Here is a 16194-nt window from a genome sequence, read left to right as displayed (position 1 = left end):
TCACAGACTGTGCACCACTGAACGTCAGGCCAGAAGGCCTAACGCCCACTGTCAGGCGGGGACGCCTAACCTCCGAGATCACTTCTCCCAAATCAAATGCTCCAGTCTTAACCGCTCGGCGCGCTGGGCAGCTTCATCGGAGCGTTCGCCGCCAATCTTGGCGAGACGGTCGGCCAAGCGCGCAGCGGCTTCCCATTGCTTCTGAGCTTCGAGGAGCTCGATGGCCATGAATCCAGCTCGGAAGATCCACACCCGGTCCTGCAGTGAGAGTTGCATGGCAGCGTGCGGGGAGAGGCCGCCTTCAAGCACATCAAAGCACGCCTCTAGCGCAGCGGAGCGGCGGCCAGCCTGCTGATGGCACTGGGCAAGCAGGATGCCGGCCCGCTGGCGCCAGGCGCGCGTGGCATTCTTGTCCTCCACCACGGAGCGGAAGACGGCGGCGGCGTCATCGAGATTCTTCGGGTCCTTGCGCGCAAGCAGCACGAGGAGTTCCCCCTTTTCCATGATGAGGTCGAAGCGCGCATCGCCTTCCGGCGCGGGCTTGCTGCTCAGGAGGGCATCGATGACACTCATCGCTTCATCCTCCTTGCCCTGGCGGCGCTTGGCCACAGCCTGCTGTCGGCGCGCCTCGGAGGCGAGCGGGCTCTCACGCGCCACGAGCTCTGCCCACAGACCAATGGCTCTCTCCAGGCCAGCCGGCGTGAGCTGGGCCATGGCGGCCTTTCCCGCGAAGAAGATGGCGACATCCGCATACGGCGAATCCGCGTGCTCCTCCGCGAGGGTTTCAAACTCGGCGACCGCGCGGGCATATTCCTCCCGTCGATAGTAGGCCTGCGCGACCTTCATGCGCACTTCATCCCGCCAGTCCGACTCGGTCCACTGCGAGAGGAAACTCGCTCCGGAGGCGGTGACACCTTCCAGATTTCCCGCAGCCTCATGCCACCACACGCGGATGTAGGCGAGGCGTTCGCGCCACTTGTCTTCCAGCGCAGGGATTTGCTCGGCAGCGTCCAGGGCAGCGCCGGCGGCCTTCGTGCGCGCGGGCAGGTCCAGCATGGCGAGTTCCGCCTGTGCCACGTGCGCCTCCACGGCGCGGGGATGACTTGGATACGCCTGAAGAAATTCCTCCAGTGCCTTGTCCGCATTGGGATCACGCTTCGCAGCGAGGCCGAGGGCACGCTCCACGAGGAGCTTCGGCGCCTGGTCCTCCGCGACCGCCTGGGAGGAGGGCTGCAATGGCAGGCCGCCGGGGGGCACAGCCACGGGCTGCTGGAGCTGGGTCAGGCAGTAGCGGAATTTCTCCTCATTCTTCCCCAGCACGGCGGACATGCCCGCATTGTAGATGGCCAGGCGTAGCAGCAGGGTATCCGTGGTCTCCGCGGCAGAGCGCAGGAAGTGGTCGCCTGCGCCTGGATACTCGCTGCGGGCAAAACGGACCATGCCCAGCAGGTAGTCCACGATATCCGGACCGGCATTCCCATAGTGGCTGCGCCAGAGGTCCACCACACGGTCATCCGCACGGGCGGCGCCATACAAGGCCATGAGCGAGCGCAGGGCATCTCCCTGCCGGGCGTGATTTGGGTGCAGGACGCGGAAGCTCTCAAAGAAGCCGATGGCCTCCTCCCCGCGTCCATGCTCCAGCAGCCACTGTCCCGTGTGATAGAGCGCGAGCGCCTGCCGCTCAGGCGGAGTGGGGTCCGCGGCCCAGGCGAGCAAATACTTCAAAACGGTGTCATCATCCTCGTCCGGCACCAGCGCGCGAAACATGGCGAAGGCCTGTTCCAGATAGTCGCTCGGGGTGCCGCGATCAATGAAGGCGCGGAGGCGCTTTCCCGCGATGATGGTGCGGCCCTGCATGGCATAGGCCTCGGCGAGACGCACGAAGGAGGCATCATGCAGGCGCAATGGAAGCGGCTGCCCTGCATCCAGAAAGCGGCGCAGGACAATCTCCGCCTGCTTCCCCTCCCCTTCCTCCAGGAGGGCACAGGCGCGGACGAATTCAGACTCATTCGTGCCACGCTCCGGCCCCAGACGGCGCAGCACGATGTCCGCCCGCCCGGACATGGCCTCGGACTCATTGCTCAAATCATACGCCACCTCCGCGAGCACGCCGTAGGGGTCATTCAGCACATCCTTCAGCTCCTTGCGCCCGGCATTCTCGCGGCCCTGGCCGATGATGGCCTTCCCCAGGGCAAGGTGCGCCTGCGACGCGTAGCGTGCGGCGGCCTTGAGGTAGGTCTTCAGCTCGGACTCGGCATCACGAAACTTGTGCTGCTGGAGATAGGCCTGGGCTTTCCAGAAAGAGGCCTCCGGAACCTCGAAGAGCGTGAGGGCCACCAGCGCCTTCTCCGGGAGGCCGGCGCGGATGAGGGCATCCACGAGCCGCTCACTGAGCTGGGCGGCCTCCTGCTTGTTGAGGTCCTTTTCCTTCAACAGCTTTTCATACTTCAGCGCGGCCACTTCATGCATCCCTTCCTGAGAGGCAGCGAGGGCAAGTTGATAGCTGGCACGGTCTGCCAAGGCGACCTTCTGCGCGTGGGCAGGCGCTGTAAAAAGTGAAAGCACCAGGCCGCAGGCAAGCACGAGGACAGCAGGCTTGTTGGAACAACGGGCCTGGAGAAAGGAATACGGGCGATGGCTGGCGTGCGGGAGGTCGCGCTGCGGCATTGGGCCATGGTACGAGCACCCCGGGCAAAGCTCAACCGGGAAGGTGACGGGTTGGGACACGCCTCATGCTGGTTCGTCCGTGCCACGCCCATGGTCCTCCCCAGGGACTACACCATGTCACGACAGGCGTAGGACCGGGCTACTTCTTCTCCTCCACCGTCTCAAATGCCGCACTCAGTATCTGAAAGCCACTGCTCTCTCGGAGCCCCTTGAAATGACCTGCTGCCAGCTCGATTTTGATGTTGGTGAACCCCTGTTTCGCTTTTAGAAACTGCTGCACGAGCCCTTGCTGCCGGCGGTCAATGTCCAGATGCGCCTTCAGCTCGGCCATACGGGAGGCGTTTTCCTCCCGTTCACTCTCCAGAGTCGCCTGCAACTCCCGCAGTTCACGCACAGCGGCAGTTTCCTTTTTGAGACGCTCCGCCAGCTCCCCCTCCTTGCGAGTGAGCTGCTCTTTCGCCGAAGCCAGCTCCGCCGTCTGTTTGTTGTTTTGTGAGACGAAGGCCTTGGACTTCACACTCCACTCCTTCTCCTGCTTTTTGAATGCGGTCGAGGTCTGATTGGCCGCCACGAGATACCCGCCCGCAAAACCAAGCCCCATAAAGATACCGATGACAACCAGCCACAATCCACCGGCAAACCTTGTCGAATCTGCTTGCATGGAAAAATCCTTTCTCCATGAACCTACCATACGCCACCGGAGGCCGTCAAATCATCTGCCACCTATTCCCTTCGCCTCATCATAGGCGATGTTGAGCTCTTCAAGGTCGGGATTCTCAAAGATAGCCTTAAGGCGCTGATAGGCATTCGTGAGATCCAACCCCTTGAAGTTACCCGCAGCCACCTCGTGCTGAATGTCGTGGAAGGAATTCTTCGCGGTGACAATTTGTGTCAGGGTCAACGGGCTCTGGAATTCAAAGGCTCCCAGGACGAGCGCATCCTTTTTTTCAACAAGCCGGCGCGCCAGCTCAATCTGCTCGTCCCTCAGGTTCACATAGGCCTCGAGCGATTTGATGGCATGCTCACGCCTGTCCAGCGCCTGTCTCGCCGCGGACTCCGCATCCCGCAGGTTCAGATTGAGTTCGGCGACCTGGCTGCGCAGTTCCACCAGCTCCGCCTCCTTGTCGGTCAGAGTGGACTTCAGCACTGCAAGGTCCATGCCCACCAAGTATCCCCCTGCACAGGCCGCACTCGCACAAGCAGCTACCGCTGCGAACCAGCTGCCGACGGTGAATCCGGCTGATTGCGTCTGCATTAGGTCGAGCCTCCTTTCTCGACGAGTTTACCGTCGCGACGTCCAAAGTCAATTCGGAGCAAATGCAGGAATTTATGGAATTCACAGTCACCTGCCATGCACCCCCATCAATCCGCAGAGTATGCGCCTACCGCAACTACTGACTCTGCCCCCTGGCAGCATCGTGCAGGCCAATCAGTTGATCCAAATCAGGATTGTCAAAAATCGCCCTCAATCGCTGATAACCGACGGTGAGATTCAGCCCCTTGAAATTTCCGGCGGCCACTTCGTGCTGGATGTCATTGAAGGCCTGCTTTGCCGTGATGACTTGCTTGAGGGTCAGTGGGCTCTGCAATTCCACACCCTCCATGGGAATCAGCCGTTTCTTGGCGAGAATCAATTGGGCTTCTCTCAACGCAGCAGACTCCCATGTCAGCGACAACTCCAGCTTGGAAATCTTGTCCAGGAGCGGCTGTCTCGTCGTCTGCAGTGCCGTCTGGGTCTGGCTCAGCTCACGCTTCAGGCTCTCGATTTTCGTCTGCGCTTCGCTCAGCTCACGTTCCCGGTCCAGGAAGGTCAACTTCAGACGCCCCAATTCCCCGGAAAGGCTGCTTTCGCGCTCCTTCGAGGCCTTGGACTTGGATTCCCAATCCGCTTCCTTTTGCTTCAGCGCGATCATGGCCTGATCCATGGCTACGAAGTATCCACCAGCATAGGTGACGCCCGCACAGATGCAGATGACGGCCAGCCAGGTACCTGCATTGAATCCAATGGATGACGTGTTCATGGTGATGGTGGAAGCCCCCTTTCTCCATGAGCTTACCAGATTCATCAGAAATGGTGGAACCTTTTTCCGAGCCCGGCGCCTAAAGAACTGCGCCACGGTGAATCAATCATGCTCCAGCTTGCACAATACTGACTTTCGCGGGTGACGTTTTCGTCTACAGAAAACAGCGTCCGCCCCAGGCGGCATTCTCTCATGGAGTCGACTGTCGAGCAGATTCAGGCCTACCGCATGGCGCGGTGGAGATTGAAATGCGCGACCATTGCCGTGGCGATGGCACGAGGCTGGCCGCTGGCGGACGACGTGGACACGGAGCACTACCGGGAATGTCTGGCCCGGTTGGAAGAAGCCAGGGCTGAAGTGGCAGCCTTCCCTGCGGAATGGAGCCGTATGGAGGAGGAACCTACCCAGCCGCCTGAAACGCCGGTTCCGCCTTCCAGCTCCGATGCCTCTCAGGAGCTCCGCAGTAGCTGACCGGATGCGTTTCAATACTGACGATAGCTACACTTGGAGAAGAGGACGGGACGCATGATGGTGAAGTCAGGGCGCCACCTGAATGACAACTGGTCAGACTTCGCTTAAAGTAGTGCGGTCTTTCGCGGCGAAATACTTATCTTCACCCGCCCGGAAAGCTTCGCTTCCCTGGGCTGTGTGATTCCAGAGCCATCACAAAATGGATTAGGAAAGGAGGAGCTCTCATGCACGCCAATTCGGCAGAGGAGATGATGCGGCAGGTTTGTGCCCATATTCCGCAGCCGTTTTCACTTTTCCAGGCGGCCTTCCGCATGGGTGACATGTTTCCCACGGAGCCGAGGGGCACGTTCATGGACGGGTGGCACCAACTCCAGTCCCAAGGCGAGCTGAAACAAACCGGCCCCACCGAGTGGCTGTATTCCGGGCCCACTTACTCTCGGGAACGTTCGCAAACGCCCGGCTTCAGCTGATGGCAGCCTCCATTCCCCGCAGAGGGGCTCTGACCCGCCACCATCGGAACACCAACATCGTCCGGACCACCCTCTCCCATCGGGGTGACCACGTCCTCATCAGCAATGATGAGCCACGGTTTGCCCTGACCATCCAGCATCACCTGCTTGCCGTTCCATTCAGACAACTCCCCCTCGACCTCCAATCGAACGCCGTCGGGTTGCAGAATCTCGTAGAGCCGGGTCATTCCAAGGAAGACTCCCACCTCTTCTATCGAAGGCAACTGGCCATTTGCACGGATGCGATAAGATAAACCTCAGCTCAGCCCGTATCTGCAAAATATTGCGTACCGGAATTTTTCTGCGGAGGCAGGTTAAGGTCCGGAGGCGCACCATCTTCAAGGCCATGGAGACCGCAGTCACCGGTGACCACTGGGTGCCACTGCAAACGATATTGTCTTTTTTGGTAGCCGAATTTTTCTCCACGTGATATCCATTTATCTGGAACTACCAACTCTCATGCAGCACAAACAATACAAAACCACTGCCATCGTCTCCATTGTGATCGCTCTCCTCAGCTTGGGACTTGCCGTCTTATTTCCACAGCATCGTGTGGTGATGGCATTTGTCCTTGGTGGCTGGGCGATCATACCGCCAGTCTACTTTTTCTTCGAGCTTCACCATGCCATCGGAAAGAACATCCCTGGAGAAGTCGACCGCATCAAAGCCAGTCAGGAAGCTGCGGCAAAAATCTGGGCCGGAGTAGCAGCCGCATTGGGATTCATCTTCATCGCCGACTCATAACCAGCCGTCCTACCCATCCCAGATGTGCGTGACAAGGTCGGCCTCCTGCATTTACCTCTGTCATGTCGACTGCTCCCAAGGCGAATATTGGCGCGTGCATCTCCGGCACCCTGTTCTGGGTGTTCATGCTCCAGTTCGCCCTGGGGCTGTACCAGTCCAGCAAGCTCAATGTCCTGCATGGCGACTACAATGCCCCGGCAAACCTGCGTAGCGCGGCGGATCGCTTTCAATCATCTCTGTCGGTCGAGCAGTTGAAAAGTGACGACAAGATTGCAGACTTTCGCACCACTGAAGCCTGGAAGAACCTGGAGAAGAATCTGGATGGTTATGCGACGCGGCTGGAGATCATGCAAGATCTGGACTGGACGCGGCAGATACTGCTGAACCTGGCCTACCTGGGTTCCGCCTTGGCGATGTTCCTTTTCACCATGAAGAATCGATGGGTGCCTGAGAAGCTGACGCTGCGGAAGAACCAGCCGCCACCGCAGTGATATGCTGGCCAAGCTTTGCACGTCGACCCCGCGAACATGGTGGCATCAGCACACACGCATCATGGCGGCAATCCTATGAACTCCTCCCGTCAGGCCAGAGGCCTAACGCCCGCTGTCAGGCGGGACGCCTAACCTCCTTCCCATTCGCGCACCCGTCCTACCGTCCCACCGCTCACCGCACTGGGGACAGTGCGGACCACCCGGCCAAACTGCGCAACCAAATCGCGGTCGGTGGGTTAGCATCACGGAGCTTGTGCAATGAAGGCTGCTCCTTCATCGTTTAGGCACCACCACCACTTTCCCGTCCCCCACTCCGCCACCACCGTACATGTCCCTGTCCCTCACGGAACTCCTCGCCAATGCCGCCACGGAGGCGGGTTGCAGCCAGCCGCAGCAGTGCCGCCAGACGCTGGAGGAAGCCGCCGCCCGGCATGGCTCCCTCGTCGAGGCGCTACTGGATGCGAACATCGTGGATGAGGACCTCTTTTTCGAGAAGCTGGGACGCGCGGTGAACCTGAACTTCGTGCCAGATGAGCAAATCGAAGCCGGGGACGCGCTGCACAACCGTTTCCCGGCCAAGCTGGCCCTGCGCCACCGGCTCTACCCCTCCCACCTCAGCGGGGCGGACCTGACCCTGTTGACGTACGACCCCTTCAACCTGGACGCGAAGCAGGCAGTAGGGCATGAGGTGCGCAAGCGGGTGACCTGGGGCCTGGCCACGCGCCGGCGCATCCTGGAGGCGCTGCACATGGGCTACGGCGTGGGCGCGGAGAATTTCGAAGAACTGCTGGAAGGTCGCGATGGCGATGGCGGCCACGATGACCTGAAGCAGGAGACCACCGTGCTGGATGAAGCGGATGAGGAGGCCACGGTGATGAACTTCGTGAACCAAATCTTCCGCGAGGCGCTGAAGGAGCGCGCCACGGACATTCACGTGGAGCCGCTGGAGCGCGACCTGCGCATCCGCTACCGCATCGACGGCAAGCTACAGGAGGTGCCGGTTCCGCCGAACATGCGCCTGCTCCAGGCCTCCCTCATTTCCCGCCTGAAAATCATGGCTCACCTGGACATCGCGGAGCGCCGCCTGCCGCAGGACGGTCGTATCAACCTGGAGCTCGACGGCGACCCCATCGATGTCCGCGTGGCCACCATCCCCTCGGTGAATGGTGAGAGCGTGAGCCTTCGTCTCCTCACCCGCCAGAAGTTCGACTTTGAGAAGCTGGGTGTGGACGGAAACACCGCCACCACCATCTCCAAGCTGCTCGCCGCGCCAAATGGCATCATCCTCGTGACCGGCCCCACCGGCAGTGGTAAGAGCACCACGCTCTACACCTTCTTGCGCCAGCTCAATACGAAGGAGCGCCGCATCGTGACCATCGAAGACCCGGTGGAGAACAAGCTGGATGGCGTGGTACAGATTGCCGTGAAGCCGGAGATCAATCTCACCTTCGCCGCAGGCCTGCGGTCCATCCTGCGCGGTGACCCAAACGTTGTGATGGTGGGGGAAATGCGCGACCTGGAGACCACGGAAATCGCCATCCGCGCCGCACTCACCGGTCACCTCGTCTTCTCCACGCTGCACACGAATGATGCGGTGGGTGGCATCAGCCGCCTGCTGGACATGGGCATCGAGCCCTTCCTCATTTCCTCCTCGGTGCGTGCCTTCCAGGCGCAGCGCCTCGTGCGCACCCTGTGCCCGCACTGCAAGCAGCCGTCGAAACTGGAAGCAGGCTACCTCGCCGGCATCGGCTTCCCGCTGGAGCACATCGACAAGCTGAAGCGTCCTGAAGGCTGCCGCCAGTGCCGCGGCACCGGCTTCACCGGACGACTCGCCATCATGGAAATCTGCCTCATGACTACCGCCCTCGCGGAGAAGATCAACTCCCGCGCCGCCATGAGCGAAATCAAAACCCAAGCCATCGTCGACGGCATGGTCCCCATGCGGCAGTACGGCTTCCAAAAGGCCATCCAGGGAGTGACGACGGTGGAGGAGGTGATGCTGGTGACGGCGAGTTCGGATTGATGGTGTGTGATGGGAGGTGAATTGGGAGTATTCAGTAACCAGTAATCAGACCTGAATACCCCAAGCCTGACGAACACCTCACAAATGTTCTTCCTTCTGATTACTGATCACTGATTACTGTTTACTGCTAAAATGCCCGCCTTCGCCTACACCGCACTCGACGCTGCTGGAAAGCAAGTCACCGGCTCCCTCTCGGTTTCAACGCGAGCTGAAGCATATCGAAAGCTCGAAGCACAGCGCCTGGTGCCCATCAAAGTCTCCGAAGACGAAGTGGCGGCGAAGGCCGCGGCAGTGGTAAAGGCGGAAGGCGAAGGACCACCGCCGAAGCTGAAGCGCGCGGAACTTATCCTCTTCACGGAGGAATTGGCAGACCTCATGGATGGCGGCCTGCAACTGGAGCAGGCGCTGCGGGTGATGCACGAGCGGCAGGAGTCACCGGTCCTGCGCAAAGTGAGCGGACGCATCCGTGACCAGCTGCGCGAAGGCGCAATGTTCTCGAAGGCCCTGCAGCATGCCTCGCCATCGTTTGATGAGATGTACTGCAATCTCGCAGCGGCGGGTGAAGTCTCCGGCTCGCTGCCGCAGATTCTGCGTCGCCTGAGTGCGGGCATCTCGCAGATGCATGACCTGCAGTCGCGCGTGATGAGTGCGCTCATTTATCCCGCATTCCTCTTTGGCGCGGTGATCGTGCTGCTCATGGTCTTCAGCCTCTTCCTGGTGCCGAAATTCTCCGAGATGCTGGCGAAGAGCCGCACCTCCATGCCCTTCATGATGGGCCTGCTCGTGCAGTTTAATGCCTTCATGGCAAAATGGTGGTGGCTCGGGCTCACCATCATCACCACCGGCGTGATTCTCTTCCGCGGCTACATCTCCCGGCCGAAGGGACGCCTCTGGTGGGACCGCGCCCGGTTGAAGCTGCCCGTCTTCGGCTCCATCCTCACCGCGCGATTCTATGCACAGTTTGCCTCTTCTCTGGGCAATCTCATCAACAACGGCATTCCCCTGCTGAATGCGTTGCGCCTCACCGCAAAGACCACGGCGAATGTATACCTGCGCGGTTTGCTGGAGCAGGCCACGGTCTATCTCGGTGAGGGCGCCTCCCTTTCCGGCGCCCTTCGCAAGGTGGGTCACCTGCCTGTGATGCTCATCGATATGATTGCCATGGGCGAGCAAACCGGCCGCCTAGGCCGCGCCATGGAGAAGATTGCCCTGCGCTTCGACAAGGAACTAGACAAGACCGTGAAGCGCATGATGGCCATGCTCACGCCCACCATCCTCATCTTCCTATTCGTGATTGTGGGTGTGGTCGCCGTGTCCATCGTGACCGCCATCTTCGGCGCGATGTCCGGTGTGCGCAGCCGGGCGTGAAGGGCAGAAAGCAGTGCCTCCCGTGGCATTTCTGCGCGGCCGTTGCTGGCAGGGATGCATCAATCCCCGCGACCAACGGTCGCAGCCACAGCAAGCGATCCAGCCCCAGTACTTCGAGTGAGCTGCGACTCACCTCTGTGGCTGCGACCGTTGGTCGCGGATGAACGGCACCTGAGTTGACGCCCTCCCTGAGATTTCACATGGCCATCCCATCAACCTCCGGTATCCTCGTCATGGCATGACCCGTCACAAGAGGCTGTTTTCACACATCCTCTTGGTAACAACAACATTCCGCCCCCGCCAATCATGAGCTCCACGCAAAAGTTCCTCCTGGCCATCCTGCCCAAAAGCTGGGCTCAAGGCATGGAAGCAGAATCCCGCGCGTGGATGCTGAAGTGCCCCTGTGGTCACGCAAAATCCGTCTGGGACTGGGGCGGCATCCGCTGGAAAGCCGCAGGCAACCCGAAGAAGTACCTGCGCTGTACTCAGTGCGGCGAAATGACATGGCACACATGCGTGAAGGAAGCGCAACCGCAGCGGCAGGGTTGATGGTCTATCGTTGATGGTTGATCGCCTGAATCGGCTCAGATTCTTGAGCGCACGTTGTGACTCTCCCACGTGTGGTCGGAGAATGCGCGCCTCACAACCGTGAGGCAGGTCGAAAACAGTCCCTCCCAGCCCCTCAGGCTATCAACCATCAACGATAGACCATCAACTCCCCTCACGGCCTCCCCACCTCGTACAGGCGAGCCACCTCTTCCGGCTGCAGAGCACCGCCAAAGAGCAAAAATTCATCCATCCTGCCATTGAACGTACGCACTTCCGTACGTGGCTTGCTCCCCTCTGGCAGTCCCCAGTTGCCCAACTCACCAGTGCCAATGATGATCTTCTCATCCGGATGCACATCCGGTGATTTGTATTCCGTCACCACTTTCCCATTCACAAAGTTCCGCCCCAAACCGGTGCGCATGTCAAATGTGGTGGCCACATGGTACCAGACACCCAGCGTATCCGGTCCGAACATCTCCGGGGAGTAGGCGATATGCTGGAGACTCTTTGAGCCCTTCGCCTCGCGAATCCCCAGCGCGAAAGAACCAGCCTGCACAAACTGCCAGTGGGGATTTCCGGGCTCCCAAGTATCCGTAAGGAAGAGGCTGTTGAAACGGCGATCAATGCCATCCACCTGCACCCATGCAGCGAGCGTGATGGCATCATACTTGCCCGGCACGGTGAGACGCACGCGGTCGCCTGGACTCTTGAACTGCAGAGCCTTCTTCCCCTGCCAGCGTCCTGGCACCCAGCGGGCGCCCACGATGCTGCCGTGACTGTACTCCTGTGCGCCGGGGTGCTTGTTCTCCACACGACGCTCCCACTCATTCGCCGGCTCAAAGGTGTAGCCCACCAGCAGGCGCGGATCCTTGAGGAAGACGCTCATCCCTTCACGCCATGCGGTGAGCCGCTGCTCATCCGCACTGCGCGTCTGCGCGCGAAGAGCGGTGAGATCCACAAAGGACGCCGACGCGGATGCAGGGCTGCTGGCCACGCCATTCGCCGCATCCCAACCCGCGCCCTGCTTCACACTGAGCTTCGCAATCGCTTGATTCGGCAGCACCTCCACCTCGCCATCGAAGACATGCACCTCGGCCTTGCCAGCCTCGCTCACCTTCAGGCCAAACTCCGTACCCAGATCCACCACCTCTGCATCAGGGGTGGTGAGCTTGAACCCACGCGCATGCGGTGGCACATGTACGCGCATCTGACCCTGGGCGCACTTCGCCTCCTTCACGGAGACAATCTCCAGCTCGCTCTGCCCTTCCAGCGTCACCGAGGCACCACTGTAGAACTCCAGGCGGATGAGCCCGCTCTTGAGCTGGAGCTTGCCCGCAGGCACGGACATGCCCACCTGCCATGCATGGGTACCCTCCGCCCACTCCGCGCCGGCGGCATCCACCAGCACGGCACATCCCGCATTGCTCGTCTCAGCCACGGTCGCAGTGCCACTCGCGGACAGGCTCCGGTCCGGACGCATGGCCAGCACCAGCGCCACCGCACAGGCAATCAGGGAGGCGGCCATGGCGAGCTTCGCCGAGAGCGGCCACGGTCGGCGCAATTCCGCACTCGCCGTGATGATGTCATCCTGCTGCTCAGACTCATGTTGCAGCTCGGCCTCTTGCGCCTCATCCGCCAGCTTGCACAGGGCCGAGCCGAGGCTCATGCGCTGCACATAAAAACGACGTGCTTCCTCACTGCGCAGGAGCAGCTCCTGGAGCTTATCCATTTCCGCCTGCTCCAGCCGCCCCTCCTCCAGGTCGTGCATCCACGACTGGAGTTGCAACAGTTCGGCGTCACTCATGCTCATGTTCATGCTCATGCCGCCTCCTCACGTGTCATCGTGTTCAGCACACAATCATGCAGCACCTGCTTGATGCGCATGAGCGCCTTGTACGCCGCCTGTAGTGAGCGGCCACTCACCAGCGCCGCACGCTCCACACCGCTGCCGTGCTCGTAGCGTGTGAGCACCATCCGGCGGTCGCGGTCATTGAGCTTCTGCAGGCACTGCGAAAGAGCCACCTGCATGGGACTCGTCTCCTCCGCCATGGTCACCGCCGTGTGAGAGATGGCCTCCATGACCTCGTCATTGAAGACCACCTTGGACCTCGCATACTTCTGCCTCGCGGCGCGCACCTTCCACCAGGCGATGCGCATGGCCCACGCCATGAAATCCGTGCCCACCGTGAACTCATGAAACTTGTCGTAAATGGTGAGGCAGGTCTCCTGCAGAATGTCCTCCGCATCATGCCGGTGCGGCACCAGCGTGTAAATGTACGCAAAGATCTGCCGCTCGTGACGCATCAGCAGCGGCACGAGGGGACGGTGCAAATCCGATGATGGCGCGGAGTCCTCCTCTTTCATGGGTACCAGTGAGTGGGAGTCCCATTCTGGGACCTGGAAAATCATACCTCAGAAGGCCCGCTTTTGGACAAAAGAACGTTTGCGACGGCAGGTCCGCGGGCTGACAGACGGCCCATGTCCGCAGAAGAGCACATCCTCGTCATTCCCCGCGCCCTTTTTGATGAATTGGGCGCCTTCCAAGGCTTCCAGCCTGACGCCCAGCGCTATCTCGATGCCATCCTGGCTCCCGGGGCAAACTTCTTCCTCCCCCGCGGCCCGGCCGAGAATGACCCCACCCACAAGCAAATCATCCCCTACTCCATCTTCCACCACCAGGGGCGCTACCTCGTGTACAAGCGGGGCGGCAAATCCGGCGAAAAACGCCTCGTGGCCAAGCAGAGCATCGGCATCGGCGGCCACATCAATCCCCACGACGAGCGCGAGGACTCGCTGGCACGGACCACCTACTTCAACGGAGTGGAGCGCGAAATCACGGAGGAGCTCCGGATTGCAGGCGGACACACCAATGAGGTCATCGGCCTCATCAATGATGACTCCAATGAGGTGGGCCAGGTGCACCTCGGCGTAGTGCACCTCTTCGACCTCGAAACAGACGATGTCGTCTCGAATGAAGACGCCATCCAGGACCTGCGGTTCGTACCACTCGATGAGCTCGTGGCTGGCAGGGACTCACTCGAAACGTGGTCCAGCATCTGCGTGGCTCACCTGCAGACACGTGGTTGATCACCCGTGTATGTGAGGTTCCGCAGACAGTTGCATCACAGCATCCTTCCCCCACTCCCATGAGTACTGAGCACTATGACTTTGCCATCCTTGGGGGTGGCAGCGCGGGCTATGCCGCTGCCCGCACCGCCCACGGACAGGGCATGAATACGGTCGTTATCGATGGCGCGGAGGAGCTTGGCGGCTTATGCATCCTGCGGGGCTGCATGCCCAGCAAGACGCTTATCGAGTCCGCCAACCGCGCCATCACCATCCGGAACGCCGCTGAATTCGGCCTCTCCGCGAAGGCCGGCCCCGTGGACACCAAGGCCATCCGCGACAGGAAGCGCAGGCTCATCGGAGAGTTCGCGGACTACCGCCAGCAGCAGCTGCAGGACGGCCGCTTCAAGCTCATCCGCGGATACGGAACACTCGAGGACGCTGGAGAGGACAAGGTGCGCATTGCCATCCAGCTCCATGAGGGTGGGACGCAATCCATCACAGCCTCCTATGTCCTGATTGCCACGGGATCCGTCATCAACTGCCCGGATATCGCGGGTCTTCACGAGGCAAAACCGTGGAATAGCGATACCATCCTGGATCATGATACCATCCCGGAGTCCTTCATCGTGCTCGGTGGCGGCGCCATCGCACTGGAGATGGCGCACTACCTCGACGGCATCGGCCGCAAGGTCACCGTACTCCAGCGCAACACCCAGCTACTCACCGGCCTGGACAAGGACGTGGCGGATGTAGTTTACGACGCCTTCGAGAAACGCGGCATTGAGATGTACTGCGGCACCTCCCTGCAAAAGGTGGTTCGCGAGGATGGCAAAGTACGCGCCACGTTCAAAAAGGCGGGCGAGGAAATCACCGTGGAAGCTGCTGAGGTCTTATGCGCTCTGGGCCGGTCCCCGAACACAAAAAATATCGGATTGGATAACCTCAAGATAGCGCATGAAGATAACGGATTGATAGCAATCAAACCGACTCAGCAGACTACTCATCCGAGGGTGTTTGCGGCGGGTGATGTGTGCGGTCCGCTGGAGGTGGTTCATCTCGCTGTGCAACAGGGTGAGGTCGCCGCGAAAAACGCCGCATTGCAATGGCGGCAAAAGGCACCCGCTCACACCATGGACTACCGGTGCATCCTGTTTGGCGTCTTCACCCACCCACAAGTCGCCGCGGTGGGCCTCAACGAGTTGGAGGCGAAGAAGAAAAACGTGGTGTATCTTGTTTCATCATACCCTTTCAACGACCATGGAAAGTCCATGGTGATGGGTGAAACGGACGGCTTTGTGAAGATGCTTGCCGACCCAAAAGATGGAGCAATTCTGGGCGCATCTGTGGTGGGTCCAGAAGCTACGGAATTGATACACGAAATCGCCGTCGCCATGCACCTTGGCGCGACAGTTGCTCAGCTTGCAAAGGCCCCGCATTATCATCCCACGCTTAGTGAGATCTGGACGTATCCCGCGGAGGATTTGGAAGAGCAGATTGCTGCAAATTCGTAAATATGATTTCAACCAAAGTTTCAGGACGTTGTAATTGACACTCAATCCCGCTCCAGCTTATTTTCTCGCAATGCTGAAACAAATCATTGGCCAACCCACGGACGCAGGCAAAGACGATCGGCGCCCGGAGACATCTGCGTCTTCGGCCCCAGCAGCTCCCCGCCCAGTTTCATCTCCCACATCATCCACTTCAACGGTCCAACCTCAACGAAACTCCTCAAACATGACCACGAGTAAGAACGTGCTTGCCAACGACGTCGAAATCAAAGGTTCCATCAAGTTTTCGCATGACCTGATCATCGATGGCAAGATTGAGGGCGAAGTTCAGTCCGATGGAGCTCTCACGGTGGGTGAGAACGCGCTGATCAAGGGCGAAATCAAAACGCGTGCAGTCACCCTGTTTGGCAAGGTCGAAGGCAACATCACTGTGCAGGAACGCTGCGAGCTGAAGAGCAACGCGGTCCTTGTCGGCGATGTCACGGCCAGCACCCTTGCCATTGAAGAAGGTGCCACTTTCCTCGGCCGCTCCCAAGTGGGCAAGGCTGCAGCGAGTGGCGGTCAGAAGCCTGGCGGTAACCCCCAGGGAGGCAACCGCCCCCAATCCTAAGCATCTACTCGCTACGTGCTCGGCAAGTTTTTAGGTAAGGAACAGAAATCCGCTCTGCCGAAGAACCAGATTGAAGTGGTTTGCCCTGTTTGCGGCGCGGCTCAGATCGAGCCGCGTCTCGTGGTGACCACTCATTGCAAGAAGTGCCGTGAGCACTTGCGGAT

At 60.1% G+C, this 16194-nt stretch carries 16 protein-coding genes; 9 read left to right on the top strand and 7 right to left on the bottom strand.

Annotation, left to right across the window (positions count from 1 at the left end; translation table 11 throughout):
- Nucleotides 1-78: 78 nt before the first annotated feature.
- From bamD to DES53_RS20580, 4 genes are all read right to left on the bottom strand, one after another.
- Complete coding sequence (gene bamD / locus DES53_RS20595; protein ID WP_113960204.1) at nucleotides 79-2667, bottom strand: outer membrane protein assembly factor BamD; 2589 nt, start codon at nucleotides 2665-2667, stop codon at nucleotides 79-81.
- Between the two features lie 139 nt (nucleotides 2668-2806).
- Nucleotides 2807-3328 (bottom strand): hypothetical protein, encoded by a 522-nt coding sequence (locus tag DES53_RS20590; RefSeq protein ID WP_147263512.1) that lies wholly within the window; start codon nucleotides 3326-3328, stop codon nucleotides 2807-2809.
- A gap of 51 nt (nucleotides 3329-3379) precedes the next feature.
- Nucleotides 3380-3922 (bottom strand): hypothetical protein, encoded by a 543-nt coding sequence (locus DES53_RS20585; protein ID WP_147263511.1) that lies wholly within the window; start codon nucleotides 3920-3922, stop codon nucleotides 3380-3382.
- A 136-nt stretch (nucleotides 3923-4058) separates the two neighbouring features.
- Entirely contained in the window at nucleotides 4059-4688 is a 630-nt protein-coding gene (locus tag DES53_RS20580) for a hypothetical protein (RefSeq protein ID WP_147263510.1), read from the bottom strand.
- Nucleotides 4689-4880: 192 nt separating this feature from the next.
- Here DES53_RS20580 and DES53_RS20575 point away from each other — a divergent pair, with 192 nt between their 5' ends.
- A complete protein-coding gene (locus tag DES53_RS20575) occupies nucleotides 4881-5159 on the top strand; it encodes a hypothetical protein (RefSeq protein WP_113960200.1) in 279 nt (92 codons plus the stop codon).
- A 430-nt stretch (nucleotides 5160-5589) separates the two neighbouring features.
- Here the strand turns inward: DES53_RS20575 and DES53_RS20570 are convergent, their stop codons facing one another.
- The gene (locus DES53_RS20570) at nucleotides 5590-5856 is read right to left on the bottom strand and encodes a hypothetical protein (RefSeq protein ID WP_113960199.1); all 267 of its coding nucleotides are present in this window, start codon (nucleotides 5854-5856) and stop codon (nucleotides 5590-5592) included.
- 271 nt (nucleotides 5857-6127) lie between these two features.
- Between DES53_RS20570 and DES53_RS20565 the strand changes: the two genes are divergently transcribed.
- The 5 genes from DES53_RS20565 to DES53_RS20545 all read left to right on the top strand — a co-directional run bounded on the left by DES53_RS20565 (nucleotide 6128) and on the right by DES53_RS20545 (nucleotide 10843).
- A complete protein-coding gene (locus DES53_RS20565) occupies nucleotides 6128-6412 on the top strand; it encodes a hypothetical protein (protein WP_113960198.1) in 285 nt (94 codons plus the stop codon).
- Nucleotides 6413-6474: 62 nt separating this feature from the next.
- Entirely contained in the window at nucleotides 6475-6903 is a 429-nt protein-coding gene (locus DES53_RS20560) for a hypothetical protein (RefSeq protein ID WP_113960197.1), read from the top strand.
- 328 nt (nucleotides 6904-7231) lie between these two features.
- Nucleotides 7232-8926 carry a GspE/PulE family protein gene (locus tag DES53_RS20555; RefSeq protein ID WP_113960196.1) on the top strand — a complete coding sequence of 565 codons (1695 nt, stop codon included), beginning with the start codon at nucleotides 7232-7234 and terminating at the stop codon, nucleotides 8924-8926.
- Between the two features lie 132 nt (nucleotides 8927-9058).
- The gene (locus DES53_RS20550) at nucleotides 9059-10294 is read left to right on the top strand and encodes a type II secretion system F family protein (protein ID WP_113960195.1); all 1236 of its coding nucleotides are present in this window, start codon (nucleotides 9059-9061) and stop codon (nucleotides 10292-10294) included.
- 306 nt (nucleotides 10295-10600) lie between these two features.
- Nucleotides 10601-10843, top strand: a complete 243-nt coding sequence (locus DES53_RS20545; RefSeq protein WP_113960194.1) for a hypothetical protein — start codon at nucleotides 10601-10603, stop codon at nucleotides 10841-10843.
- Nucleotides 10844-11015: 172 nt separating this feature from the next.
- On the opposite strand, the gene DES53_RS20540 is transcribed toward DES53_RS20545, so the two are convergent.
- A complete protein-coding gene (locus DES53_RS20540) occupies nucleotides 11016-12647 on the bottom strand; it encodes a LamG-like jellyroll fold domain-containing protein (protein ID WP_170157257.1) in 1632 nt (543 codons plus the stop codon).
- Nucleotides 12648-12661: 14 nt separating this feature from the next.
- Complete coding sequence (locus tag DES53_RS20535; protein WP_113960458.1) at nucleotides 12662-13207, bottom strand: sigma-70 family RNA polymerase sigma factor; 546 nt, start codon at nucleotides 13205-13207, stop codon at nucleotides 12662-12664.
- A 114-nt stretch (nucleotides 13208-13321) separates the two neighbouring features.
- Here DES53_RS20535 and DES53_RS20530 point away from each other — a divergent pair, with 114 nt between their 5' ends.
- From DES53_RS20530 to DES53_RS20520, 3 genes are all read left to right on the top strand, one after another.
- Nucleotides 13322-13930: a hypothetical protein gene (locus DES53_RS20530; RefSeq protein WP_113960192.1), complete on the top strand. Its 609-nt coding sequence runs from the start codon at nucleotides 13322-13324 to the stop codon at nucleotides 13928-13930.
- A gap of 59 nt (nucleotides 13931-13989) precedes the next feature.
- Nucleotides 13990-15423 (top strand): dihydrolipoyl dehydrogenase family protein, encoded by a 1434-nt coding sequence (locus tag DES53_RS20525; RefSeq protein ID WP_113960191.1) that lies wholly within the window; start codon nucleotides 13990-13992, stop codon nucleotides 15421-15423.
- A 223-nt stretch (nucleotides 15424-15646) separates the two neighbouring features.
- Nucleotides 15647-16030, top strand: a complete 384-nt coding sequence (locus DES53_RS20520) for a bactofilin family protein (RefSeq protein WP_113960190.1) — start codon at nucleotides 15647-15649, stop codon at nucleotides 16028-16030.
- Nucleotides 16031-16194: the final 164 nt, after the last annotated feature.

The organism is Roseimicrobium gellanilyticum, from assembly GCF_003315205.1.
Taxonomy (GTDB): domain Bacteria; phylum Verrucomicrobiota; class Verrucomicrobiia; order Verrucomicrobiales; family Verrucomicrobiaceae; genus Roseimicrobium; species Roseimicrobium gellanilyticum.
Note: the sequence above shows the minus strand (reverse complement) of the source record. Positions and strands in the feature narration are given on the sequence as shown.